Origin of the sequence: Fictibacillus barbaricus (assembly GCF_014635025.1) — a bacterium.
Lineage (GTDB): Bacteria > Bacillota > Bacilli > Bacillales > Fictibacillaceae > Fictibacillus > Fictibacillus barbaricus.
In genome coordinates this window covers 1452296-1477844 of record NZ_BMCE01000002.1, presented here as the reverse complement: position 1 = coordinate 1477844, position 25549 = coordinate 1452296, and the positions used below count along the sequence as shown (strand labels likewise).

The 25549-nt window shown below is 39.4% G+C and carries 25 protein-coding genes and 2 pseudogenes; 17 read left to right on the top strand and 10 right to left on the bottom strand.

Annotation, left to right across the window (positions count from 1 at the left end):
• Window position 1: 1 nt before the first annotated feature.
• The 4 genes and pseudogenes from IEV52_RS16975 to IEV52_RS16965 all read right to left on the bottom strand — a co-directional run bounded on the left by IEV52_RS16975 (window position 2) and on the right by IEV52_RS16965 (window position 2083).
• Window positions 2-949, bottom strand: coding sequence for an AAA family ATPase (locus IEV52_RS16975; RefSeq protein WP_188403659.1), 948 nt, complete (start codon window positions 947-949; stop codon window positions 2-4).
• Window positions 950-1112: 163 nt separating this feature from the next.
• A pseudogene (locus IEV52_RS22675) lies at window positions 1113-1400 on the bottom strand (3D domain-containing protein); the annotation flags it as partial.
• A 36-nt stretch (window positions 1401-1436) separates the two neighbouring features.
• Window positions 1437-1622 (bottom strand): annotated as a pseudogene (locus IEV52_RS22670) (peptidoglycan-binding domain-containing protein); the annotation flags it as partial.
• Window positions 1623-1924: 302 nt separating this feature from the next.
• A complete protein-coding gene (locus IEV52_RS16965) occupies window positions 1925-2083 on the bottom strand; it encodes an aspartyl-phosphate phosphatase Spo0E family protein (RefSeq protein ID WP_188403657.1) in 159 nt (52 codons plus the stop codon).
• Window positions 2084-2319: 236 nt separating this feature from the next.
• Between IEV52_RS16965 and IEV52_RS16960 the strand changes: the two genes are divergently transcribed.
• Entirely contained in the window at window positions 2320-2484 is a 165-nt protein-coding gene (locus IEV52_RS16960; RefSeq protein WP_188403656.1) for a cation:proton antiporter domain-containing protein, read from the top strand.
• A gap of 116 nt (window positions 2485-2600) precedes the next feature.
• Here IEV52_RS16960 and IEV52_RS16955 read toward each other — a convergent pair whose 3' ends face one another.
• On the bottom strand, window positions 2601-2765 hold the full coding sequence (locus IEV52_RS16955; RefSeq protein WP_188403655.1) for an aspartyl-phosphate phosphatase Spo0E family protein: 165 nt from the start codon (window positions 2763-2765) through the stop codon (window positions 2601-2603).
• Between the two features lie 322 nt (window positions 2766-3087).
• On the opposite strand from IEV52_RS16955, the gene IEV52_RS16950 reads away from it, so the two are divergent.
• The 11 genes from IEV52_RS16950 (at window position 3088) to IEV52_RS16900 (ending at window position 15764) form a co-directional block, all read left to right on the top strand.
• On the top strand, window positions 3088-4395 hold the full coding sequence (locus IEV52_RS16950; RefSeq protein ID WP_188403654.1) for a hypothetical protein: 1308 nt from the start codon (window positions 3088-3090) through the stop codon (window positions 4393-4395).
• Window positions 4392-7172, top strand: a complete 2781-nt coding sequence (locus tag IEV52_RS16945; protein WP_188403653.1) for a DEAD/DEAH box helicase — start codon at window positions 4392-4394, stop codon at window positions 7170-7172. The genes IEV52_RS16950 and IEV52_RS16945 overlap by 4 nt, the downstream gene beginning before the upstream one ends.
• A gap of 267 nt (window positions 7173-7439) precedes the next feature.
• On the top strand, window positions 7440-8354 hold the full coding sequence (locus IEV52_RS16940) for a hypothetical protein (RefSeq protein WP_188403652.1): 915 nt from the start codon (window positions 7440-7442) through the stop codon (window positions 8352-8354).
• A gap of 17 nt (window positions 8355-8371) precedes the next feature.
• Window positions 8372-9142, top strand: a complete 771-nt coding sequence (locus tag IEV52_RS16935; protein WP_188403651.1) for an SDR family NAD(P)-dependent oxidoreductase — start codon at window positions 8372-8374, stop codon at window positions 9140-9142.
• A gap of 128 nt (window positions 9143-9270) precedes the next feature.
• Complete coding sequence (locus IEV52_RS16930) at window positions 9271-9549, top strand: HU family DNA-binding protein (RefSeq protein WP_066236049.1); 279 nt, start codon at window positions 9271-9273, stop codon at window positions 9547-9549.
• 173 nt (window positions 9550-9722) lie between these two features.
• Window positions 9723-11567: a PAS domain-containing sensor histidine kinase gene (locus IEV52_RS16925; RefSeq protein ID WP_188403650.1), complete on the top strand. Its 1845-nt coding sequence runs from the start codon at window positions 9723-9725 to the stop codon at window positions 11565-11567.
• Window positions 11568-11621: 54 nt separating this feature from the next.
• Window positions 11622-11870 carry a hypothetical protein gene (locus IEV52_RS16920; RefSeq protein ID WP_188403649.1) on the top strand — a complete coding sequence of 83 codons (249 nt, stop codon included), beginning with the start codon at window positions 11622-11624 and terminating at the stop codon, window positions 11868-11870.
• 73 nt (window positions 11871-11943) lie between these two features.
• Window positions 11944-12387: a helix-turn-helix transcriptional regulator gene (locus IEV52_RS16915; RefSeq protein ID WP_188403648.1), complete on the top strand. Its 444-nt coding sequence runs from the start codon at window positions 11944-11946 to the stop codon at window positions 12385-12387.
• 365 nt (window positions 12388-12752) lie between these two features.
• On the top strand, window positions 12753-13193 hold the full coding sequence (locus IEV52_RS16910) for a chemotaxis protein CheW (RefSeq protein WP_188403647.1): 441 nt from the start codon (window positions 12753-12755) through the stop codon (window positions 13191-13193).
• Window positions 13194-13203: 10 nt separating this feature from the next.
• Window positions 13204-14892: a methyl-accepting chemotaxis protein gene (locus tag IEV52_RS16905; protein WP_188403646.1), complete on the top strand. Its 1689-nt coding sequence runs from the start codon at window positions 13204-13206 to the stop codon at window positions 14890-14892.
• 50 nt (window positions 14893-14942) lie between these two features.
• Entirely contained in the window at window positions 14943-15764 is an 822-nt protein-coding gene (locus IEV52_RS16900) for a DUF2785 domain-containing protein (RefSeq protein ID WP_188403645.1), read from the top strand.
• 37 nt (window positions 15765-15801) lie between these two features.
• Here IEV52_RS16900 and IEV52_RS16895 read toward each other — a convergent pair whose 3' ends face one another.
• The 3 genes from IEV52_RS16895 to IEV52_RS16885 form a co-directional block, all read right to left on the bottom strand.
• Window positions 15802-16032, bottom strand: coding sequence for a hypothetical protein (locus IEV52_RS16895; protein ID WP_188403644.1), 231 nt, complete (start codon window positions 16030-16032; stop codon window positions 15802-15804).
• Window positions 16029-16349 carry a YbjQ family protein gene (locus IEV52_RS16890; protein WP_188403643.1) on the bottom strand — a complete coding sequence of 107 codons (321 nt, stop codon included), beginning with the start codon at window positions 16347-16349 and terminating at the stop codon, window positions 16029-16031. The genes IEV52_RS16895 and IEV52_RS16890 overlap by 4 nt, the downstream gene beginning before the upstream one ends.
• Before the next feature lie 63 nt (window positions 16350-16412).
• Window positions 16413-17789, bottom strand: a complete 1377-nt coding sequence (locus IEV52_RS16885) for an FAD-binding oxidoreductase (protein ID WP_425589498.1) — start codon at window positions 17787-17789, stop codon at window positions 16413-16415.
• Between the two features lie 115 nt (window positions 17790-17904).
• Here IEV52_RS16885 and IEV52_RS16880 point away from each other — a divergent pair, with 115 nt between their 5' ends.
• Together IEV52_RS16880 and IEV52_RS16875 are read left to right on the top strand one after the other, a co-directional pair.
• Window positions 17905-18450, top strand: coding sequence for a BsuPI-related putative proteinase inhibitor (locus IEV52_RS16880; RefSeq protein ID WP_188403642.1), 546 nt, complete (start codon window positions 17905-17907; stop codon window positions 18448-18450).
• A 173-nt stretch (window positions 18451-18623) separates the two neighbouring features.
• On the top strand, window positions 18624-20768 hold the full coding sequence (locus IEV52_RS16875; protein WP_188403641.1) for an ATP-dependent Clp protease ATP-binding subunit: 2145 nt from the start codon (window positions 18624-18626) through the stop codon (window positions 20766-20768).
• Between the two features lie 162 nt (window positions 20769-20930).
• Here the strand turns inward: IEV52_RS16875 and IEV52_RS22385 are convergent, their stop codons facing one another.
• Complete coding sequence (locus tag IEV52_RS22385) at window positions 20931-21020, bottom strand: putative holin-like toxin (protein ID WP_229754327.1); 90 nt, start codon at window positions 21018-21020, stop codon at window positions 20931-20933.
• A 411-nt stretch (window positions 21021-21431) separates the two neighbouring features.
• Here IEV52_RS22385 and IEV52_RS16870 point away from each other — a divergent pair, with 411 nt between their 5' ends.
• On the top strand, window positions 21432-22061 hold the full coding sequence (locus IEV52_RS16870; protein ID WP_229754326.1) for a hypothetical protein: 630 nt from the start codon (window positions 21432-21434) through the stop codon (window positions 22059-22061).
• Window positions 22062-22232: 171 nt separating this feature from the next.
• Here IEV52_RS16870 and IEV52_RS16865 read toward each other — a convergent pair whose 3' ends face one another.
• Window positions 22233-22421: a hypothetical protein gene (locus IEV52_RS16865; protein ID WP_188403640.1), complete on the bottom strand. Its 189-nt coding sequence runs from the start codon at window positions 22419-22421 to the stop codon at window positions 22233-22235.
• A 205-nt stretch (window positions 22422-22626) separates the two neighbouring features.
• On the opposite strand from IEV52_RS16865, the gene IEV52_RS16860 reads away from it, so the two are divergent.
• Window positions 22627-25029, top strand: coding sequence for a penicillin acylase family protein (locus IEV52_RS16860; protein ID WP_188403639.1), 2403 nt, complete (start codon window positions 22627-22629; stop codon window positions 25027-25029).
• A gap of 85 nt (window positions 25030-25114) precedes the next feature.
• Window positions 25115-25411, top strand: coding sequence for a hypothetical protein (locus tag IEV52_RS16855; protein WP_188404001.1), 297 nt, complete (start codon window positions 25115-25117; stop codon window positions 25409-25411).
• Window positions 25412-25549: the final 138 nt, after the last annotated feature.

Here is a 25549-nt window from a genome sequence, read left to right as displayed (position 1 = left end):
GTTATCTTCCTGCCTCAGATTCAACAGGCACATTAATGGATTCCAGGATTTCTTTCAGCACCTGTTCTTTTGTTTTTCTCATCGTTCCCTCCATTGTAAGAACTAAGCGGTGTGCAAGAACATAAGGAGCAACGAACTGAACATCGTCAGGTTTAACAAAAGCTCTGCCTTGAATGTAGGCAGCACCTTGGGCCGCTCTCATAAAAGCAAGGGTTCCTCGAGGAGAAATGCCGTTCTCAATAAATTCATGACTGCGTGTAGCTTGTACAACCGAGAGCAGATAATTTTCTACTTCATCACTTACACGGGTTTCCTGAACCTCTTGCTGCATCACTAAAATATCTTCTAAGGAGAAGACTGGTTTAAGCGTATCTTGCGGGTTTTTTGTACGATACATGTGCAGCATTTCCTTTTCTTGATGAAAATCAGGATAACCAGAAGGAAGTTTCATAAAGAAACGGTCTAGCTGTGCTTCTGGAAGTGGAAATGTTCCATGGGATTCAATTGGGTTTTGTGTTGCAATGACTAAAAATGGAGAAGGAAGCTTAAGTGTTTCACCATCTATGGTAACTTGCCGCTCTTCCATAACTTCTAAAAGACTGGATTGGGCACGAGGGGTTGCACGATTAATCTCATCAGCCAATAAAATATTAGTCATAACAGGACCAGGACGCATCTCAAATTCTTGATGTTTGGGATGAAAGAACTGGATGCCTGTTATATCAGCAGGCAGGATATCGGGTGTGAACTGTATACGTTTAAAGTCTCCTTCAATCAGACGGGCAAGGCTTTTTGCAAGAACGGTCTTTCCTGTCCCCGGAACATCCTCCAACAAGAGATGTCCTTTATTGACAATAGCGATCATCGTTAGTTCAACGAGTTCATCTTTTCCAGTAAGCACTTCTGCAATAGCGTTTTTTATACGAGTTACTTGGCTCAATATATTCATAAATGAAACTTCCTCTCAAAGGGATATAGTTCCACCATACCATTATTGTAATATTTAGAAAATAAAAAATGTAATATTTTTGAAATTAATGAAACGAAAAAAACTCACTTATTAAACAATAAGTGAGCAATAAAAAAGATGGGGTGTCAAACCCCATCTCGTGTTAATTTATGATTGTGATATTTACATTTTTTCTGCCCCAGTTGACTGCATCTGAATAATTCTTCATGTATACATCAATCTCGTTGCCTTGAATTCCTCCGCCTGTATCAGCAGCTACTGCGTAGCCATATCCAGGTACATATACAACAGATCCCATTGGAATAACGTTTGGATCAACAGCAACTACTTTTGCATAAGGGATCTCTTTAAGGTTTGTCCCATTAGCAGTGGTGCCGCTGCACCCTTCACAATTCGCTGTGTATGCTGTTGATGAAACAGTCATAACCTTTTTTTGAATACTGCTTTGGATACTATTAAATGTTTGTGGTCCTGCAATTCCATCTACTGATAAGCCTTTTGCTCTTTGATAGTTTGTTACAGCTTGCTTGGTAACGGGACCATAATAGCCGGTTGTTACTGCAAAATCAAAATAGCCCATAGCTTTTAATTTACCTTGAAGTTCATATACGTCATTGTCCCAAACACCTGGTCGGAGAGTGTGATCACCCATCGCCGCAAATCCGCTAACGGGAGCAGAAACGAGCAATCCGAATGCTAGAGCCCCTGTAATTACCCATTTTTTTATCATGATAACTCCTCCTAATATGTATTATTGGTTAAATACGCCTCGGTTGCCAATTATACTAATTGAATATGACAAACTCATTAGGAGAAGATAACAAAGTGATTACAATATTATTTTCATATAATAATAGGTAAATAAGGTAGTAATTGGTTAAGGGGGGGGAGCAATGATAATTCATAAGGAGATACTATCCATCTCGACAAATTTCCTGGGAAATAGACAAATATTTATTTCTTGTCGTTGGAATCAATTTGAAAACCATCCAAACGATTTAAAAGTTGATCTAATTCCTGGCTGCAAATAACGGTTTCCTTTGCTGTAAGTCCATATGTTTTGCCAAGGCATAGCAGTACTTCTCGTTTTTCCTCAATTAATTGTAATAACATGTACATTTCACAACTTTCATGAGAGATTTTGTCTTCAATAAATATGCAATATATTTACAAAAAGGAAAAGGGTTTCGTCTAAAATAGTGATAAAGTTACAAGAAATCACAAAAAATGCAAGGGGCTGTCGAATCAGAATACATGGTCTGAAGGATTGTGGTTTAGAGAAACATAATAGATGAAAAATGGAGAGAGGAGACTGCTTTTCACCATTTGCGTGAAAAAATGCAAAACGGTTGGGGCCATTAGAAATCGGGTTTTCCATTCTTCTTTTTTACGGAAGTTTATTAATCGCTGAAGCCATTCATGTTTCAGGAATCATTACGGTTGTTGTAGCAGGTCTTACATCTGGGAATTATGGGGCAAGAATATATGGAGGCTGTGGAGAAGCTTTTACGTAAAGGTATGATCACGGTCAGTATGCAGATGAGAAAATTAAACGCATACTGGGTCAAATTGAAAAAAGAAGAAAAATTTAAAGTGAGCAAGAATAAAATGGCCTCTAAGGACCATTTTATTATGCTTTTTGTTCCAACCTTGTATATTGGTTTAACAGCTGATCAAGCTGCTGACTAACCGTTACTAGTTTAGGGTGTGTAAGTTCATAATTAAGTTGATTTGAAATTCGATACAATTCTTCTCTTAACAAGCTGATCCGTTCTTGAACAGTGTTCTCCTTCATAGGTAAATCTCCCTTACAATACAAATTAGCAGCGGCGATGGAGCTCTTTAAAGCGGCTGGATGACACATCTAAGTTAATAGAGATAGCTCCGAAAGCTTCGAGTCCTTCTTTTTTAAGAAGTTTATATGATCGCGCTTTTTTATTTTTTCGTTCAGTTGATGATTCACTTCTATTATCGGTAAGAAAGAGAACAGTTTAAATGCCACAATGTGTTTTCTTTGGTCAATTTACTTTGTTTCCTATAAAATAGATATGATATACGTGAATGATTGGACATTGATTTTGCTATAATTGGTAATAAAACGGAAGGGGGGAGACGGAGTGAAGCCGACTGATGAAAATAGCAATGAGCAAAAACACTTTGATACGCCTGAACAGAAGGTTCAAAATACACATGCTGTTCAGCTGTGGCGTGAATATTTTTCGGAGCGGTTCGAAACCTTTGAGAGACGTAAGATGCAGACCGTCTCCTTTCGCGATCTAGCAGACGGAAAAGATACAAGCTATACATTTGTTCATATCTATCGTGATTACTATCCAGCTCTCTTAAATGCAGGTCAATTTTTTGATGAAGATATTGCCTTATTATATAAATATCACGTACAGATCGAAACGTTGATACGGTTATTTTCATTCGAGGGACAATACGGAGTAGCATCTTACATGCAAGCAAACTTTGATGCTACAGTTGAAAAGCTTTCAGACCAAATGTATGTGACATTAAAGCAGATCAATAGTGAAAAATTACTTTTGGAAAACAAGCAGCTAATCGAAGAAAGTTTAAGAAACTTCCAAAGTCTTTACGAAATACCTGCAAAATGGGGACACTTACTTTTTTATCTCTTTCAGATCAGCTGGTCGCTTCTTTATGTTGAACAAGCGTGGGTTGAAAAATATGAAAGACAGCTTTTGGAGGAAAGAGAGAGTGGGAAGGCCTCTCAGATGCTTGAGTTGGCGCTTGTTCATTTTGCTTTTGCCAGCGGTAAAGACGAGCTTGCTTTTGAACGTTTGAGCCAAAGCGAGAAGAAAATAGACATGGTTCATTACCTTGTATGGATGAAATTATTAGTAGACAAACAAGAGTGGACCCGTCTTTTATCATGGCTGCTGCATTTGAAGCCTAACTTCTTAGACGGAGTCGGCACCTATTACTATCATTCGGATTCCCGTGAGTTCTTTCACGAGTATTTAAATTATTTTTGGAAATATGCACAACATACGGGTGATGAAGATCAGTATGAGGAGATGCTTATTGAATTCTTGCCGATCACGTTTTATGAGTACGGGGAATATCTAATGGTTATTGGTGAACATGAACGATGGGTAGAGTTGCAAATAATCATGGGCTATTCTCCGGAATTGATCCAAAGAAAGGACCTAAAAGAGGTCGTATCCTTTCAAAAAGAAACAGTTCTGCCCATTTATCATCAAGCGATCGACAGGCTGATCAACGAACGGACTAGAAAATCCTATCAGTCTGCTATTAAACATCTAAAAACTCTTCGCTCACTATATTTTGAACTAGGAGACGAAGAACGCTTCTCGCAATACATTGACCAGATCGCTACTGTTTATGGACGACTAAGAGCCTTTCAGGAAGAGCTGAGGAAAGGAAAGTTTATTTCATGATCGATACAAGCAATCTTTTGCTTCACGCTAAATGGCTTCATGGCAATATCGTTTTATGGGCCACTAATCATAAGAAAAGAGTGCATGTAAACGACTGGAAACCTCTTTTATTTACGTGGCATCAACCATCGTTTTACGGAACAATGCTTGATATAGATGAAGATCAAAATATATATTTGAATGCTGGAGAAGCGTTTGCACTTTTTAATCGGTATCCTGATTTCTTTCTATCTGAAAATAACTGGGAAAGGGATTCATGGACTTTTGTAAAAGAGGCAAACGAAGTGTATAGCTTGATGAAAAAGGATCAAGTGACTCCTGATTTTGAAAGCTGGAAGGCAGGGGTGTGGGCATGGAAAACAGGAGGGAAACGAATTGAATCTCAGTGGGTGAATGAGGCTCTTTCTACATTGCCGAATGTTGATGCCATCTCTATGCCTTCAGGCTTTAACAGAGATCGAATGAGGGGGATACCAAGACAGGTCATATCTGCTTTAAGCCATATAGATGAGGATGAATGGCTAATTAAGATAGGCTGGAGAGAAGATCCAAAGCCTTTTAAATTGATCTTTGAATTAACAGAACCGGATGAGGATGCAGCAGACAAGGATGTTTGGCATCTTGACGTCTTTCTTCAAGAAAAAGAGGATGGCATCCGTGTACCGTATAATGGCAGAAGCTCTCTTCTCCCTGATGAATGGAAACCTTATCAAGAGATGCTTCAATCTGATATTGAACTCGTGTCAAAACTCATCTCTTGGCTTAAGCTAACAAACCGTAAAGAGGTTCGCAGTGAGATCTCTGAAAAAGAGGCTTGGGACTTTTTAACGTTAAAAAGTGATCTTTTAAAGCAGATAGGCATTTCCGTTCTTCTTCCAGAGTGGTGGCAAACGGTGCAAGAGCTTCAGCCTAAAGTAAAAGCCAAGATTAAAACGAAATCACAAGTTGCTGGTGGAGCACCATCTTTCCTTGGTTTAAATGCAATCATGCAATTTGATTGGAGACTTTCTACAGGGGATGAAGAACTATCAGAAGAAGAATTCCGTAAACTTGTTGACGGAAGCAGGAGACTTGTCAGAAGGAACGGCCAATGGTACAGAGTGGACCCTGAATGGATGAAGCAGGTCCGGCACTTAATTAAAAATGTGGACCGCACAGGCATCCAATTAAAAGATGTTCTAGAACAGCATCTGTTAAACATGGAAACCAACCCGGCAGAAGATGACTTGGAATCTGAAGGTCCTATGCTCGACATGGAATGGGATGAACCGCTAAATAGTTGGATGGATCAACTCTCCGAGATTAAAACACTTCCGGTCGAACCAAAAGCTGAAGATCTGAATGGATCGTTAAGAGAGTATCAAAAGACCGGAAGCTCATGGATGTATTTCCTTCGCAGGTTTGGTCTTGGCGGCTGTTTGGCAGATGATATGGGACTTGGAAAAACAGTTCAAACAATTGATTACTTTTTAAAAGTAAAAGAAAAAGGGGAACAGGAAGGAACGTTTTTACTGGTTTGCCCTACTTCAGTAATTGGAAACTGGCAAAAAGAATTGGAGAACTTCGCCCCGTCGCTAACAGTTGGTCTTCATTATGGTGCGAATCGGAAAAAGGGTGAAGAATTTCAAGAATGGTACAAAAAGTACGATATCGTAATAACCTCATATACGACTTGCCAGCTTGATTTTAGCGAGATGAGCGGGACGTTTTGGGAAGCAATTGTGCTTGATGAGGCGCAAAACATCAAAAACAGTTATACGAAACAGTCAAGAAGCATTAGAAAGCTAAATGGACGCCATAAGATCGCACTTACGGGTACACCAGTTGAAAACAGGCTGCTCGAACTATGGGCTATTTTTGATTTCCTCAATCCAGGTTACCTAGGAAGTGAGCCTTCGTTCCAGAAAAAATTTGTAGCACCTGTAGAGAAAGAGAATGACAGCTTGCGCTTACAGCAGTTAAAGCAGCTCGTACAGCCATTCTTACTCCGCCGTACAAAGATGGATCCATCAGTTCAGCTTAACTTACCTGAAAAACAAGAGATCAAAGAATATTGTCCGCTATCCAAAGAGCAAGCTTCCTTATATGAAAGACTGGTTCAGGATACATTTGAACAGCTCGAAAAAGTAACAGGCATGCAGAGACGCGGTCTTTTGCTTGCGATGCTTGGGAAACTAAAACAGATTTGCGACCACCCGGCTCTTTACACGAAGAACGATAAAATGGGGAAATTAGAAGATCAATCAACTAAGTTTGCAAAGACGATCGAGTTAATTGATGCCATACTTGATAAGAATGAGAAGTGCCTGATCTTTACTCAATTTATCTTTATGGGTGAGCTTATAAAAAAATATGTTGAGAAGAAGTTCGGCAAGCCAGTCCTATTTTTACATGGAAGTTTATCCAAGCAAAAACGTGATGAAATGATAGAAAGTTTCCAAAATGGAGAACATGCTATTTTTATCCTGTCACTAAAAGCTGGTGGAACAGGATTGAACTTGACCGAAGCCAACCATGTTATCCATTACGATAGATGGTGGAATCCAGCAGTCGAGAATCAGGCGACAGATCGTGCTCACCGCATTGGCCAAAAGAAGTTTGTAACGGTGCATAAGATGATTACGCTCGGCACGCTTGAAGAAAAGATCGACATGATGCTTGAAAGCAAGAAGGAGCTTTCAGAAAAAGTAATTCAGAGTGAAAACTGGATTACTGAACTTTCAACAGATGAATTAAAGGATTTGTTCACGCTTAGAAAAGAGTGGGTAGAGTCGTAAAGGCATGTCTTTTGGGGCATGTCTTTTTTTTCTGTTGGTTTTTCTAGGGTGTAAAAAAATTAGGAAATTAAGTATTTATGTGATGATGGTTCATTTTTATGTGAAGTTCAGCGATTTTTATGTGAAGTTCAGCGATTTTTATGTGATTTCAAGAGTAAGTGCTTTTTTCACAAAGAAACCCTTCAATTAATTACAAAAAACGGTCTGTATGTTCCATATTTTTGTTAAACTTAATAAAAATATCCAAAAAAAAGGGGTGGTAGAAAGGTGCAGCTTGAAACACTTCTGGGTTTAGGGATTTCTCTAATCTTCATAGCTCTGCTCGTATTCGTTTACTTAAAAAAAGCGGAACGTGATGAGAAGTATATAGGGTGGAAACTAATCGGCTGCTTTCTGCTTGGGACGTTTACTTTTCGTCTTGAAACATGGGTGCTGCCTGTTGGAATCGCGATTTTTTTTATCTTTATCCTTCCTAAAGTACGTGTGAACAAGCAGGCTAAACAGCTTGCAGCTTTCATAGGTGCAGCTTCATTTCTATCTGGAATACTTTTTTCTTATTCTGTCGAAGCGTATTACGAACAGATCATTCATGTGAAAGCGTCTACACAAAATGCATTTGAAATGAAATTCTATGAAGAGTATGAGAAAGTTAAATCAGCACTGGATCCAGAGGGAGAACTCGCCATAAACAATCTTGAACTCTCATTTGATAAAGATGGGATGATTCGGCAATTAAACTATGAGGTTTATTATTATAAGTACGATAGAAGTATGAATGCATGGATCGAGATGGCGGATGGGCAATACAAGATAATTCCTCATGTTATAACTGAGGAAACTGATATGATGGTGAATCAAAATTATATTTCAACACCTGGAATCTATTTTCAGGCGTTAGATCTGCATGGTTTAAAAGAAATGGTACCAGATGGAGATATGTACTATACGAGTTTCACGAACTCTGGAGAATTATCTTTGGAGGATGAAAAAAGCACCTTGTGGGATATTGTGAAATCTGGGATTCAAAAGCATGCAGTGGAAACAGTTTCTAAAGATGAAGATGCACCAATCCACTCTCCTTATCAGATCAGCATCACAAGCATGAAGGAAGATGCCGGCACCAATACTTATCTGGGAGATCAACACCGTTTCTTTACGATATCACCTGAACTTTTCAATTAAATAGAGGAGGCATACACATGTACTTACCATCATTTTCATTAAAAGGGAAGACAGCCCTTGTTACGGGCGCTGGAAGAGGAATCGGACGAGCGATCGCAATCGGTTATGCAGAAGCAGGGGCTGACGTTGTAATTGTTTCCAGGACACAATCCGATTTGGAGGAAACAGCAGAGTTTATTCATCGAGTTGGCACAAAAGCCTACCTTTTTGAAGCAGATGTTACAAATAAGGGTCAGGTAGAGGAAATCTTTGAAACCTTAGATTCAGAACACGTAACAGTAGATATACTTGTAAATAACGCAGGAATGAACATACGTTCAAGGGCACTGGATGTTTCTGACGAAGAATGGGAAACCATTATGAATACAAATCTTCGTTCAGCTTTCTGGTTTTCTCAAAAAGCAGGAGAAAGAATGAAAGAAGCAGGCGGAGGCAAGATCATTACCATTTCTTCTGTAGCGGGGCATGTGGCCTTACGAACGGGGGTAGTCTATGCATCTACAAAAGCGGCGATTATTCAAATGACTAAGAACCTTGCACTTGAATGGGGACAGTATGGAATAAATGTAAACAGTATTGGTCCATGGTACTTTAAGACACCTCTTACAGAAAAATTGCTTGCCGATCAAAGCTACTTAGATGATATCTTAGCCGTAACGCCCCAAAAAAGAGTAGGCGAGCTGCCTGATCTTGTTGGTCCGGCTGTATTTCTAGCCAGTGAAGCCGCTAATTATGTGAATGGCCAAACATTATTTGTGGATGGCGGAATGAGCATTCAAGGCTTTTAAGATAATACTTAGTAAACTATATAAATATTTTTCGGAATTTTATATCTTCCTGTATGAAACTTCCATTATTCGTTAATAATGTTGCTACACAAGCAGTTATTCTTAATGTTTGAAGGGAGATATCTATAATGAAAAAAATGGATTTAGTAGATGCAGTAAGAAATGCAACAAGTATGAACAAAAAGGAATCAGCACTTGCTGTTGATGCGGTGCTGGATGCCATTACAGATGCTTTGAAAAACGGAGAAAGCGTTCAATTGATCGGTTTTGGAACATTTGAAACACGAAACCGCAACGCAAGAAAAGGACGTAATCCTCTAACTGGTGAAGAAATCATGATCCAGGCAAGCAATGTACCTGCATTTAAGCCAGGAAAATCGCTAAAAGAAGCGGTAAAAGCCGTTTAATCGCCAGCAGTTATCGAAGACGCTTTCTAAAAAGGAAGCGTCTTTTTTGTCATATTTAGGCGAAAAACGAATTAATTTGACGTATGAATTCATAAAATCTTTGAAGGAAACGAGAACCTTTTATTTAAATAATAGACGTTAAGAAAGTTTTCGTAAAAAAAGGGTGGATAAAAATGAAAGTAATGAGCCAGGACGAACTTCCTGCAGTTGCCACTTTAAAAGAAATGATTGATGTCCTGCCTGAATTCGTGTGTATGAGATACCCAGATGGAACGTGGGCAGAAGCAAATAAGCTCGCATTAAAAATATACGGAATAGATCACAATGAATATAAAGGGAAAAGTCTGGAGGAAATGGATACTAGACTCTCCAAGGAAGCGATCGAGAGGTGTAAGCGTTCTGATCAAAGAGCATGGGAATCAAGAAAACCTATAAAAACGGCTGAAAAAATTCCACTGAGGAACGGCAGGACGATCATGCTCGAACTCATTAAACAGCCAACCTTTACAAAGGACGGGAAACAGCAAGTATTAGTTGTTACTGGTAGGGACATCACGCCGCATAAACAGAAGGAAGAAGAACTCAGCGTTGCACTTGACCTTTTGGAATCAGTACTAAAAGGTACAACAGATGCCATTCTCATATTAAATACGAGACAAGAAGTAATTAAGGTGAATGATGCATTTATACAAATGTTTGGCTGGGCAGAAGAGGATTTTTTAGAGGATAATGAAGCATATCCGGTTATTACACCGTTGCATTTACAAAATGAATCAAGGGAGATCATCGATCTCTTAAAACAAGGGCAGTCTGTTCCTCTGCATGAAACCCAGCGTATTCACAAAGACGGAACAGTATTTGATGTGTCTGCCTCCTTTTCCAACATATGTGACATGGATGGTAAGATCATGGGGTTTGTTATTGTATATCGGGATATTACCTCACAGAAAAAAGTAGAGCGTGCTCTACGTGAAAGTGAGGCAAAATATCGTTTGATCGCAGAACATTCAACCGATTTAATCACTGTAATTGATCCATCCGGCTTGATTCAGTATGTATCTCCTTCCCACTATACAGTTCTGGGTTATGAAGAAGGAGCAATTAAAGGAGCGATCATTGATCTTGTTCATCCTGAAGATATGGAAGATCTATCAGATCATTTTATGAAAGCTTTTGTGAAAAAGGAGCCTTTCCAAACGGAATTTAAGCTGAAACATAAGAACGGAGACTGGATTCTATTAGAAACTCGTGGAGTGCCGGTAATGACGAAGGAAGGTCAAGTTGAAAGTTTAGTTACTTTTGCAAGAGATGTAACTAAAGCAAAGCAAACAGAAGAACTAATGCTGAAATCGGAGAAACTATCTGTTCTTGGAGAGCTTGCTGCAGGTGTGGCACACGAGATACGGAATCCGTTAACTTCCTTAAAGGGGTTTACAAAACTATTAACAGATGCGGATGATGTGATTCGGTTAGAATATTTGAGAATCATGGAATCTGAACTAAATCGAATAAATGACATCGTTGGAGAGCTGATGCTAGTTGCCAAACCACAGGCCGTAAGCTTTGAACATACGAATATTCAAGAACTTATCTACAGTGTGGTAAGACTATTAGAAACCCAGGCAATCATGAGGAACATTCAGATCTGGGTTAACATTTCAGATCATATCCCCCTTGTTTATGGGGTGGAGAATCAGTTAAAACAACTCTTTATTAACCTATTAAAAAATGCAATAGAAAGCATGGATAAAGATGGAGAGATCCATATTAAGATCAGTGCACGGAATGATTCTGTTGTTATCGATCTAAAAGATCAAGGCTGCGGAATTCCTGCAGAACGGCTAAAAACGCTTGGTGAACCTTTTTATACGACAAAAGAAAAGGGGACAGGCTTGGGCCTGATGGTATGTTTCAAGATCATTGAAGAACACAGGGGAGCCATTCAGTTCTCATCAGTTGAAAATGAAGGGACTCGTGTGGAGATAGAACTGCCAACAGCACCCGTTCCATCAAAATAGAGGTTTATAGAATGGTATACATGACCACACTGATTTGTAAGGGAGTGTGGGAAAATGGAAAAGTACCGAATCTTTTTTGTCTACCGTATTAAAGATTTAAATTATATTCACGTCCATGGGATGAATATGGAAAACAAAAAACTGTTTACCGTACTTATCTCATCGCCAAATGATGAGATGAATCTAGCAAACCATCATGAACAGCTTCCGAACGAGCTATTATCTCTACTAGAAGAAGAGAGCACTAGAATAAACACAGGACTCTATGATCTTTCTCATTGGGAGCCATATACGTATAGCTAAACTCCTTTCTGTTTTGTTGAAAGGAGTTTTTTGTGTAAAATGTTCCTAAAAGGATAAAAGGAGATTTTTTTTGATGACACAAGACGAAATTGTGGCTCTGCTAACCGGCAAGATTAAACTCGTTCGAACTGAACTAGGATATACACAAGATAAAATGGCTGATATATTGGGGATTTCAAAAAAAACACTCGTTCAAATCGAAAAAGAAAGAATTAAAGCAAGCTGGACAGTTATTGTTGCGTTGTGTGCTCTTTTTCGCAACTCCGAAATTTTAAACAACACACTGGGCGGCAATCCTCTTGATGTGTTGGAAGTAGTTGTCCATCAGTATGTGGCAAGATCGAAAGAAAAAACATGGGGCGGACATGTCTGGTGGAAGGAGATCGATTCACACAAAGGTTATCGGCTTCAGCAAAACGTGATCAGTCAGCATTACCGTATTTTAGATGAAAACCACTATCGCATCTATAGTTCGTTTGAAGAGGAAGAAGCTAAAAAACGTTTGAAGGAAATATAGAAGAATCAGTCACTCACTACACCTTCTTCGGGTAAAGTGGTCGAGACCCAGCTGTATGGAACAAAGCAATTTATCGAGTTCGAAGTTACCATCCCGCCAAACAGTGAGAAAAAATATAGAACTTAACTTGAAAATGAAATATCGCCTGAGCGAAAATGCTCGGGCGTTTTTTTACGTATTAATCCCCAACAGAACAAACTCATAAAGTGAAAATTGATGCTTTCTCACTGCTCTAAGAAAAATAACCTCTCAAGCTGTTTACACTCCATTTTAGGACTAAAACAATCTAAATGCGTAACCGATAAAAGGAATAGGACTTATGACTATTGTTTAACGTCGAAATACCTAGAAAAGGAGTAAGTGAGATGTCACTTAGTACTCAAACTTTAAAGATTTTGATCATAACAGCTGGTGAAGAACAATATGGTCTGCCTATTGACCATGTTGCGTCCATTGAGAGGGTGTTAGAGATTACACCAATGCCAGAGATGCATAAAGAGGTGTTGGGAGTTATCCATCTTAGAGGAAATGTTATCCCGATCATCGATTTTGGGCATCTGATCGGAAATAACAAAACAGCAAAAACAGATAAGGCTAGGATCGTAATCTTACAACATGAGGATAGCTATTTAGGTCTGTTAACAGAAGCCGCAACAGATGTTATAGATATTGAAGCTGGTTCCATACAGTCACCAGGAAGCTTTAATGCAAAAAAAGATTCATTGATTCAGGGTGTTTCAAAGCAGGATGATCATCTCGTTATTGTGCTTAATTGCCCTGTTATCTTTAAAAACAGAAATGTATAAGAGGTGACGTATGAAGCTGACGTTAAGAAGAAAGCTAGTTGGATCATTTTTAACAATTGCTGTTTTATTTGCGGCAACGTGTGGTGTTTTCTTTTATTTTTTAAAAGATATGCAACATACATATAGTGAACTGCTAGATAGAAGATCTGTCATTTTTCAAAATGCTAAAGAGATAGAGCTTCAGTCCACTGTACAAAACAACAGTGTGCGTGAATACTTGCTAGAGCCATCTTCAGACAGCAAGGCGAAGCTAACCGACGCTACCAGCCGTATAGAGACACTTGTAAATGAAACGTTGAAGCTCGTTAAAGAGGATGCAGATAAAAATAGACTTGAAAAGATCTATTACCTGAACAACGACTACAAAAATGAGTCAGATCGAGTTCTGCAAAACTCGATGAGCAACATGAGTGCCGCAAACGAATATGCAAAAAGCACTTTATTTCCACTAGGAAGGGAAATGAGTGACGTTACTGAAGAAATGGCAAAAAGGCAAGCTAACCTGATGGATGAAGGTAAGCTGGCAGTTGTTGAAGAAGAAAAATTCATAGTTACCCTTATAACGATTCTAGGCATTATTATAGTAGCTGCTGCGATTGCGATCGGTTACACCATTTCACTCATGATTTCTAGACCTGTTGTCATGATGGCACAGATGCTGAATGACATCGCAGACGGGGATCTAACGATGGAACCGATACAGATAAAAAATAAAGATGAGATCGGAATGCTTGCAGATGGCATCAACCATATGGGCACGAACTTAGCTAGCCTTATCAGGCAGGTAAAAGCAACAGCAGAACAAGTCGCTGCTTCCTCGGAAGAGTTAACAGCCTCGGCAGAACAGACAAGTATGGCAACAGAACAAGTGGCAACAACAATAGGGGAAGTCGCAGGCGGATCACAAGAGCAGGTTAGAACGGTTGAAGATATCGTGGAAGCCATGAATCAGCTTTCAGCTGGTATTCAGCAGATCGCGGTGAGTATGCAGAACATGTCTGAAGCTTCATCTCGTTCTCTTTCAGTAGCAGAGGGCGGAAATAAAACCATTCAACAAACGATTGGTCAGATGGATGCCATCCATGCTTCAATGCACAGCACATCCCATGTGGTTAGAGAATTAGGTGATCAGTCACAAGAGATCACAAAAATTTTGGATGTTATTACCGGCATTGCTGGTCAGACGAACCTTCTCGCATTGAACGCAGCGATTGAAGCTGCACGAGCCGGGGAACAAGGAAGAGGCTTTGCAGTAGTTGCGGATGAAGTTCGGAAGTTAGCAGAACAGTCTTCTGCATCAGCACAGCAGATCGGTCAATTGATCGGGAGTATTCAGGAGCTGACGGAAAAGGCAGTAGAAGCCATGAAGAGCGGAACTGAAGAAATAACAGGCGGAAGAGAACTCGTGTATCAATCTGGTGAAGCATTCAAGAGTCTCTATGAGAGTGTGGCAGAAGTCTCCGATCAAGCAGGAGATGTAACAGCCGCAACTCAGCAGATGACAGCTAGTACGGAGCATGTGGCAGGTTCAATTGATGTAATTTCAACAATGGCAGAAACAGCAGCCTCTGCTACTCAAGAAATTTCTGCATCAGCAGAAGAACAGCTTGCGAGCATGGAGGAAATTTCATCTTCATCCAATGCACTTTCTCAGTTGGCAGAAGAAATGAATGAGGCGATCAACAAGTTTAAAGTATAATAAAGAAGCCGCCACTAGAGGCGGCTTTTAGTTGATAGGAGGCTGTTCCGATGAATAAAGAGCAGTTGCAAAAGATCGTAAGTCAAGATTATAACCTCCCAGTCGGAAAAGACGAATTTGAAGCTGTCCAGGAAGTAATCAGTATTTTAGGTTCAACAGATCCAGAACTGCGAGACGAGTTAGGATATTCCGTTTTGAACAGGTGGCTTTTAACAAAGGACTTTTTGAATAACAAACAATTAGAGAATCTCTTAGATCAAGCATTTTCAGAAAAAATGCTGTTTTATAAAATTGGTGAGTCAAATACAGATAGTGTATTCCTAAGGTCTTTTTCTTCCCTTTTAATTGCTTTACTATTAATCAGGGATAATCGTAATGAATTTTTACATATGGAAACTTATCAGCAAGTGATCACTAAAGTCGCCGCATATTGTGAACTAGAAAAAGATGATCGTGGCTACATAGAGAAAAAAGGATGGGCACATGCCCCGGCACATATTGCAGATGTGATTGATGAGTGTGTAAAAAGCCGTTATACAGGGATAAAAGAATGTGAATTGTTGATGAACGCTTCTTTAAGCTTGATCCAAAATGGAAAAGAGGTATTTACGGCTGAGGAAGATGAGCGAATTTCACTGGCAGTCTGTTCGATGGTCGAACAAAATAAAGTACCAATTTCAATCCTAATGGAGTGGCTTAAGAAACAGGATGCGATTAATGGCAGAAACATGGTCTCTAGGAACCGCAGGATTAATTTCAAACATTTTTTACGCTGTCTCTATTTTAGGTTAGAAGAAAAGAGCTTATTGAGTGATAGTAGAGAAGATCTTTTAACTCTCGAAAAAAAATTTAACCCATTCCATTCTTATTAAAATAAAAACCCGAAAGTATAAAAACTTTTGGGTTTCTTCATTCTTCCTTATAAAATCGATCCCCTGTATCCGGATTAAAGTAAACACGTTCTCTTTTGCCGGAGACAGGATCGATTGAAACTTCTTCTGTCCAGATGTAGCCAGTCGGAACTTTTGTTTCACTTTTTTTATACCTCTTATCATAATAAAGCCACGATATGATGCCTAGTACTACGAGTGCGACAAAGGAGAGCACTTGCCAGCCGATTAATATATTTAATACATTCATTGTTTTTCAACAACAACAGCTGTTCCGTAAGCTACGATCTCGCTCATGTTGTTGCCCATTTCACCAGAATCAAAACGCATCATGATGATTGCATTAGCACCCATTTCGGTTGCATTTTTAACCATACGGTCAACTGCTTGTTTACGCGCATCTTCTAGCATGCTTGTATATTCTTTAATTTCTCCACCCATGATTCCTCGAAGTCCTGCCATGATGTCACCGCCAATCCCTCTTGCCCGGACAACGACTCCAAAAGTAGATCCCTTCACTTCTTTTACTTCATAGCCTTTTATGTTTTCAGTTGTTACTACGATCATTTGATGACCCCCTTTTTTAGTTCTATAGACTTATACGGAGAAACAAGTATATCGTTTCATTATTTATAGTATGATTTTACCTGGATTCAAAATGTCATTCGGGTCCAATTGTTTTTTTATGGACGCCATGATTGGAAGTGTATCTGCATGCTCTTTTCTCAAAAATTTCGCTTTGCCGATTCCGATTCCGTGTTCGCCTGTACAGGTGCCGCCTTTACGAAGTGCATAGTCCACTATGCTTCCATTCACTTGATCTGCTTTCTTCCGTTCTGCATCGATAACTGCATCATACATAAGAATGGCATGAAAGTTCCCATCCCCTACATGCCCTAAAACAGCTCCAGGCACACCAATCTCATCCATCGTTTTTCTCGCATGAACGATAGCTCCTGACAGTTCTGATAAAGGCAGGCAAACATCTGTGAACATCATGGACTTTCCTGGATAGCCATGTTTAAATGCATAGGCTAAGTTATGTCTAGCTTCCCATAGTTTTGCCCTCGCCTTTGAATCTCTTTCTTCTACCCACTCAAGACCTCCAAAGTTTTCAAGTAATTCTTTTGTCAGGGAAGCCTCATATGTAACACTTGAAGGATTACCATGAAACTCTAAGAAAAGGGTAGGAGCTTCGGTATACGCTGTATCACTATTATGATTTACCTGAATAATTGAACGTTCATCAACAAGTTCCATTCGGGCGATACCCGTTCCTGAACTAAGTACAGCAGATGCGGCTTCCACTGCAGATTGAACGGAAGGGAATGTACATCGTGCTGCCAGAACAGACTCAGGAATACCGTAAACTTTCAATGTGATCTCGGTAAAAACACCGAGTGTACCTTCCGATCCAACAAACATCGAAGTTAAATGGTAGCCAGCTGATGATTTAGCTGCCAGTCCGCCTGTTTGGATGATTTGGCCATCCGCTAGAACAACTTGGAGGTTTCTTACCTGATCACGCATGATTCCGTATTTTACGCTCGTTGTTCCGCTGGCATTAGTGGCTGCCATCCCGCCGATTGTTGCATCAGCTCCTGGATCTACAGGGAAAAATAAGCCGAATTTCTTTAATGCAAGATTTAATTGCGTTCGTGTAACACCAGGTTGGACTTTTACTAAAAAATCATCAGGACGAATTTCGAGTACTTCCTTCATCTCCTGAAAGTTTAGTGAAATACCTCCCTTTACAGGTATACAATGTCCTTCAAGACTTGATCCTGCTCCAAAAGGAACTACAGGAATATGATGTTCATTTGCGAATGTTAATATGGAAGAAATTTCATCTGCCGATTTAGGGTAAACAACTACATCAGGGGAAACTGGTTGGTGATAAGATTCGTCCCGGCTATGCTGCCAAAGTACGGTTTCATTTTGTGTAGCACGTTTTTCAGATGTTCGTTTTTGCATTTCTAGTAATAGATCAGCATGTGCAATATTCAAAGTAACCCGCTCCTTTTTTGTGGTTACTATCTATTTTACATGAACTCTTTTAAAAATCCTTTTTAAACATGAAAATCAGTAAATATGCCCAAACTAACAAGTGAGGTGATGAACGGTGAAAAAATGTACAAAAGTATGGCGTGTTATACTTATCGTAATATGTATTTCAATAGTCATGACAGGCTGTGGAAACAATGACAGCCAAAACCAATCCGAGGGGAGAGAAGAACCGGTGATGGGTGATGGTAAAGAAAATGAAAAGAAACAGCGTCCTGATAACGGACAAGGCGGGCAAAGCGGTATTGTAGCAGGAAGTATTGAATCTTCGTTAAAAATTCAAGAACAGCAGAACGCAAAAGGTATTTTATTTCGTTATGAATTAAAAAACCAAACTGAAAAAGAAAAAGTCTTTCAATTCTCATCTAGTCAAAAGTTTGATTATGTGATTAAAGATAAGAGCGGGAAGATTGTTTATCAGTACTCAAAAAATCATATGTTCATGCAAGTATTAACTTCTTTAAAGTTGAAACAGGCCGACGTTTTTAAGCAGGATATTTTAGTTAGTGATTTAGAACCAGGAACATATACATTAGAGGTTTGGTTAACACCAACTGGAGAAACAGAAGATTACAGACAAAAAATCACTTTTAATTGGAACTGAATTGGGGAAGAGATGAGTTAAGAGCTCATCTCTTTTTGTTTTTTATTCCTGCAAAACAAAATACTTGAAAGTCAAAAAAGGTCAAAGTATAATATGGTTAAAATCAATGGTCAAAGAAAGTCAAAGTCAAACTTGGACCATGTGAAACCAATAAATAATAGGGGGTTACAAATATGCGTTGTGAACAATGTGAAGTTAATCCTGCTACGATCCAAATGAGTATTTCCATGAATAAAGAAAAGAAACAATTTGTGCTTTGCTCTGATTGTTACCATAAAGTGAAACAAGAAATGAACACTGGAGGAGGAATGAATATGAACTTTTCTTCTTTCGATGATATCTTCCAACAAATGATGAGTGGCCAAGCTTTCTCTGATCAGCAAAACCACCATCATCAACAACAAACTCAAAAAGGAAAACGTGGCGGAGGCTTTTTAGATAAATTCGGCCGCAACTTAACTGATGCTGCAAAAGCAGGAATCATTGATCCGGTTATCGGACGTGATAAAGAAGTTCGCCGAGTAATCGAAATTCTAAACCGACGTACAAAGAACAATCCAGTATTGATCGGAGAACCAGGTGTCGGTAAAACAGCCATCGCCGAAGGTCTAGCAACAAAAATTGTGGAAGGCAACGTACCAGCTAAGCTGTTAAAGAAAGAAGTGTACTTACTGGATGTTGCATCACTCGTAGCAGATACAGGTGTAAGAGGACAGTTTGAAGAACGTATGAAACAGCTGATCGCAGAACTTCAGAAACGCAAGAACGTGATTCTATTTGTGGATGAAGTGCATCAGATCGTGGGAGCGGGATCTGCAGAAGGTTCCATGGATGCGGGCAACATTTTGAAACCTGCGCTAGCTCGTGGTGAATTGCAAATGGTTGGTGCTACAACACTAAAAGAATATCGTCAGATAGAAAAAGATGCAGCCCTTGAGCGTCGATTCCAGCAAGTTATGGTTAATGAGCCTACAACGGATGAGGCGATTGAAATCTTAAAAGGTTTGGCGTCGCGTTATGAAGATTATCACCAAGTAAAATTCACAGAAGAAGCGCTGAAAGCATGTGTAATGCTTTCACACCGTTATATTCAGGACCGGTTCTTGCCTGATAAAGCGATCGACCTTATGGATGAGGCAGGATCGAAAAGCAATCTTCAGCATATTACGATTGAAAAGTCTTCTATTGAAGAACGGCTGGAGGAGATTGTAAAAGAAAAAGAAAAGGCAGCTTCAGATGAAAATTATGAGTTAGCAGCAAAACTTCGTCAGGAAGAGCTTGTTCTTGAAGAAAAACTAAAAACGCAAGAAGAAGATAAAAAAGCAGCGATTGTTCAAGTTGAGGATATCCAAAACATCGTTGAACATAAAACAGGCATTCCTGTTCGCAAGCTGCAAAGTGACGAACAATCTAAAATGAAAGAGCTGGCTTCAAAGCTTTCAGCGCAAGTCATCGGGCAAGATGAAGCGGTCGAAAAAGTGGCGAAAGCCATCCGCAGAAGCCGTGCTGGACTAAAAGCAAAGAAACGCCCGATTGGTTCTTTCTTGTTTGTAGGTCCAACAGGTGTCGGTAAAACAGAACTAACAAAAACCTTAGCTAAGGAAATCTTTGGTGATGAAGATAGCATGATCCGTCTTGACATGAGTGAGTACATGGAGAAACATGCTGTGTCCAAATTGATTGGTTCACCTCCAGGGTATGTTGGACATGAAGAAGCCGGACAATTAACAGAGCAAGTTAGACGCAAGCCATATAGCATCTTGCTGTTGGACGAGATTGAGAAGGCTCATCCTGATGTACAGCATATGTTCCTGCAAATCATGGAAGATGGTAGATTAACTGACAGCCAAGGACGTACAGTCAGCTTTAAAGATACAGTCATCATCATGACAAGCAACGCTGGAGCTTCTGTTAAACAAACAAAGAAACTAGGGTTTAACATAGAAGATGTTAAGAAGGAAACACACATCCTAGATTCACTTGGAGGATACTTTAAGCCTGAATTTTTAAACAGATTTGACAGCATCGTGCAGTTCCAGTCATTAAAAGAAGAACATCTTGTAAAGATTGTTGATCTTATGCTTGAAGAGCTTTCAGACCAGCTGCAAGAGCAAAATATTAAGATTACAGTTACTTCTGCAGCAAAGCAAAAGCTGGCTAAACTAGGGTATCACCCTTCGTTTGGTGCAAGACCATTGCGTCGAATCATTCAAGAGCATATTGAAGACAGAATTGCTGATGTTTTATTGGATGAAGAAAATGTAGAAAAACTAACAGTACACGTAGCAGACGGACAAATCATTGTAAAAAAAGCGTAAAATAGAAAAACCTTGCATGGAGTGTATCTCCAGCAAGGTTTTTGTTTTACAATTCCTATAAAGGATATTATGCTTCATTGTGTGTTTAACAGGAAATTATCCGAAAAAATAAGCCATGCGCCGGCATGGCAGAATGGGAAAAGCAAAAAACTCTCTATCTTCTTATGAGTTATCTTTGGAGCGGATAATGGTAAGAACAAGCATTGAAAAACCAATCATGAGTGACATCGCTTCAAATACTGTCATCCCCATCCCTCCTTAACAAATTAGGAGCAAGACTCGTACAAGAATTAGAGAAGGAAAAGTATTGTATGTTTTCCATTTTATCCCGAAAATAAAAATAGAACAAGAATCGGAATAACTATTTCTATGTTTTGCATTTAGGTCAATAGGTTTATTTTACCAATATCATAATTCTGAATATGCACTTTATTTCTTTTGATAATACTTAACTGGTTATAAAGGCCTATTAAATATTCAATTTATAATTTAAATAACAGGTGAAGCAACGAATATCATTAAAAGGAAAACAAAAACGCCAAGTAAGAAGATTAAGCATGCTCTAACCATTCTTTTCATCCCCCTTGTGTATATCAATTTATAAGGATATAAAACTTTTCATGACAATTATTCAAGAAAAATTATTTAGGAGGAGTTTATAGTTTGGATACATCTTATGTTTGGTATGTTAGTTATGGATCAAATCTAATGGAACATCGCTTTTTATGTTATATTCTCGGAGAGCAGCCAGAAGGTTCTACCCAAAAAGAGAGGGGCTGCAGAAATCCAGCAATGCCTCTTAAAAATGGGAAGGCCGTTCTTCCTTATCCACTTTATTTTGCAAGAGAGCGAACCAAATGGGGGGAAGGAGGGGTTGCTTTCATAGGTCATGAAAAAAATGAGAATTACAAAACGTACGGAAGAAAGTATTTAGTTACACTTGAGCAATTTTTAGATGTAACAGCACAAGAAAACAGCTGTGATGAAATAGAGGCAGATCTAGAAGAGGTCATTCAAAAAGGATACATTCATTTTGGAGCAGGCTGGTACAGCAGAATGGTCTATTTAGGTGAAGAAGAAGGTTATCCCATGGTTACATTTACATGTAATCTGAATATGCACGAACAGGATCTTAATCCGCCCCCTGCCACTTATCTAATAACGATTGCAAAAGGACTTAGCCAAATTGGTCTTACTTGTGGAGAAGCTGTTAAATATTTTGCACAAACACCAGGTATTGCCGGAAGAACGACGGAGGATAAGATCGAACAAATGATCAGTATATTTTTTTAACATGACAAAAGATGTAGAAGCTGACCATTCAACGGGTGAATTACCGTATAAAGGTATGGATGTAGGCCTACCGTTATATGACTTATGGAACTTACGCTGAGAACTTAAGAGTGAGATAATAAAGTCCCCTATACATAGAGAGGTGCTTTCTGTTTTTAGAAGCACCTCTTTTTATGCGTTCATTTTTATTTTCTTAATTGAAATGATTCCCGCTGGGCATTTAAATTGGTCTGCAATTAACTTCTTTACTTGTTCGTGGAGATTTGATTTTCCAGGGTTAATATTAGCGATAACAATATTGCCTTTTGTTATTTTTTCCTGGCCATGGCTGAGTTGGAAGTCTACTAGAATTTTAGCCATACTATTTTTCTCCTTATCCTGTCTGTCATGAGACTGCTTGTTCATATATTCGATAGAAGTCTGAGAATTCTGTCTATTTAAACAGAAATTAGGCGGAAAGTATGACGGTATTTAACTGCAGAATACTTTTCTTTCTTTTGTCACAGGGAAATCCGTCACATTAGAGAATCTATTTAGGAAGATTGTCAGGGCAGGGGGTAAAGAAGTGGAACAAGCACTTCAGAAAAAAAGATTGGTGAAACGGTTAACTTGGAAAAAGACTTTAATCATCATTGTGGTTGCACTTGTTATTATTTTAACAGCTGCAGCAGGGACAGCCTATTTTCTGCTTCAAAAAAGCAAGCCGCAAGTAAATGGAGCATTAGCCTTAAACGGATTGACAGCAAACGTAGATGTTTATAGGGACGATCATGGCGTTCCGCATATAGAAGCAAAATCGATGAAAGATTTATTTATAGCACAAGGATTTGTAACGGCTCAAGATCGAATGTTCCAAATGGATTTAAGCAGAAGACAAGCTTCAGGCATGCTTAGTGAGGTGATCGGTGAAAAGGCTCTTTCACGTGATAAGTTTTTTAGAACCCTTGGTCTAAGAAGAGCAGCTGAAGCTTCATATCATAAATATTCGCCTGAAATGAAACAATATCTGAAATGGTACGCTGATGGCGTAAACGCTTACATGAAGCAGGCAAAGAAAACGAACACCCTTCCGATCGAATTTATGCTTGTTGGCTATGAACCTAAGAAATGGACACCTGTCGATTCGCTTGTAATCGGTAAATACATGGCATTCGACCTTGGTGGACACTGGGAGGGCCAGGCTTTTCGTTATTATTTAATGGAAACTTTCTCAAAGGAAAAAGCATTAGATCTTTTTCCAGGGTATCCGGCTGACGCACCCGCTATATTAGAAGATTTAAAGGAAAGCGGACTAGATTTTGAAAAAAGTTTTGCAGAAGCAGTTGTTCCAAACTTTCATAATGGTAGCAACAACTGGGTTGTCTCAGGAAGTAAAACGCAGTCAGGAAAACCGCTTCTAGCCAATGACCCGCATCTCTCGCTTGGAACGCCTTCCATCTGGTATCAAACACATCTAAAGGCCCCGGAATATGAAGTGTCGGGTGTTATTTTTGCGGGTATCCCTGGAATTATAGTAGGTCATAACGATACGATCGCATGGGGTGTTACGAACGTAGGACCAGATGTACAGGAACTATACATAGAAAAGAGAAATCCGAAAGACCCATACGAGTTTCAGTATTTAGCGGATTGGGAGAAAGCCGATGTTGTTGATGAAGTGATCAAAGTAAAAGATAAAGCTGATGTTAACTATGAGGTCGTGATTACACGACATGGACCTATTATTTCAGAGTTTGCCCATCATGATAAACCTGGAACAGCTCTGTCTTTAAAATGGACAGCTCTTCAGCCTTCAAAGGAACTTGAAGCGGTTATTATGATGAACCGCTCAAAAAACTGGCAACAGTTTGAGAAGTCTCTGGAATCATTTCATACACCGGCACAAAATTTTGTTTTCGCAAGTACGGACGGAACCATAGCCTATAAGGCTAACGGATTAATCCCGGTTAGAAAACAAAAGTATACGTCACTCCCAGTTCCAGGATGGACGGATCAGTATGAGTGGGAAGGGTATATTCCTTGGAATGAACTTCCAACGACTGTGAACCCGAAAAATGGGTATATTGCAACCGCAAACAATAAAGTAACAACAGATTCCTATCCATATCATATTTCTGATACATTCGCACAGCCATACAGACAGCAAAGAATTGTAGAAGTGTTAGAGAAAACTGATACCCTTACTGTAAAAGACATGCAGACTCTGCAGTTTGACCAAAAAAATAAACAAGCCGAAGAAATACTGCCGATCTTAATCGAACAAGTAACGAATGAACCGCTAAACGAGATCGAAACTCAAGTCATAGACGTTCTGAAAAAATGGAACAAGCTAGACAGTAAAAATAGTGCGGCGCCTCTCATCTTTCATATCTGGATGGACCGTTTTAGCAGCGAGTTATTTAAAGATGAAATCAGTGAAGAGATGATGGATATGTTTGATGGACGTGAACAAGTAATTGATGAGCTGATCCGTAAGGCATATGCTGGACAGCCTGGTCCATGGATCAAAGAGCACGGTGGTTTAGAGAAGGTTACCGAGAAGTCATTCAGATCGATGATCTCAACGCTCACTGAGGAATATGGTGAATATCTGGCTGAATGGAAATGGGGAGACTTTCATACCCTGACTTTTGAACACCCGCTTGCATCAATCAAACCATTAAATCTGCTGTTTAACCCTGAAACACAGAAGATGGGAGGAAGCCGGGTTACAGTCGGAGTAGCTGGATGGAACCGAGAAACTGGGGATATCACCCATGGAGGAGCATGGCGGATGGTAATCGATATGGCCGATCCAACGAAAGCCTATCATGTAGTCGGACCTGGGCAATCTGGTCATGTGTTAAGCCCGTGGTATAAGGACCAGTCAAAAGATTGGGCTACAGGAAAGTATCATGTGACAGCGCTGGATGACAACGGCGGAAAAGGAAGGGAACATCTTTTATTAACTCCGGGTTCAGAAAATTAATGATGGTTAGACACTTGTCTCTGTCAAAATAACAGGTTGGACATATGGTGTACAGAAGGCAAAAACAAGCTGGGAGGTTTACCCTTTGTCATACCAAACATATCACCTGTGCCGACGATATTTAGGCAGGTCCGTGTATATAACATGTCATTGCGGCACGAGATATCATGGTGTTCTTAAACATGTAGATGATAAAAAGGCATATATTCTGCCATATAGTACAGAACTAGATGGAAGCAGCGACCGGTTTTTTGCACCGGCATTAGTAGGTCTAACACTTGGAACGATCGCTGGTCTAGCATTAGCGCCAAGACCTTACCCAATCTATCCCGTTTATCCGCCGTACCCGCCCTATCCGCCCTATCCGTATCCTTATTATTAAGACAAAGGGACCGAGTCACATACGCACATGCTGTGTTTATGAGGCTAGGTTCTTTTCTTTTTAAAGTTTTTCTAACGGATTCGGCAGGAAAATTATAAGGATAGATGGAATGTAACGTATACACTAAAAATAAATGTA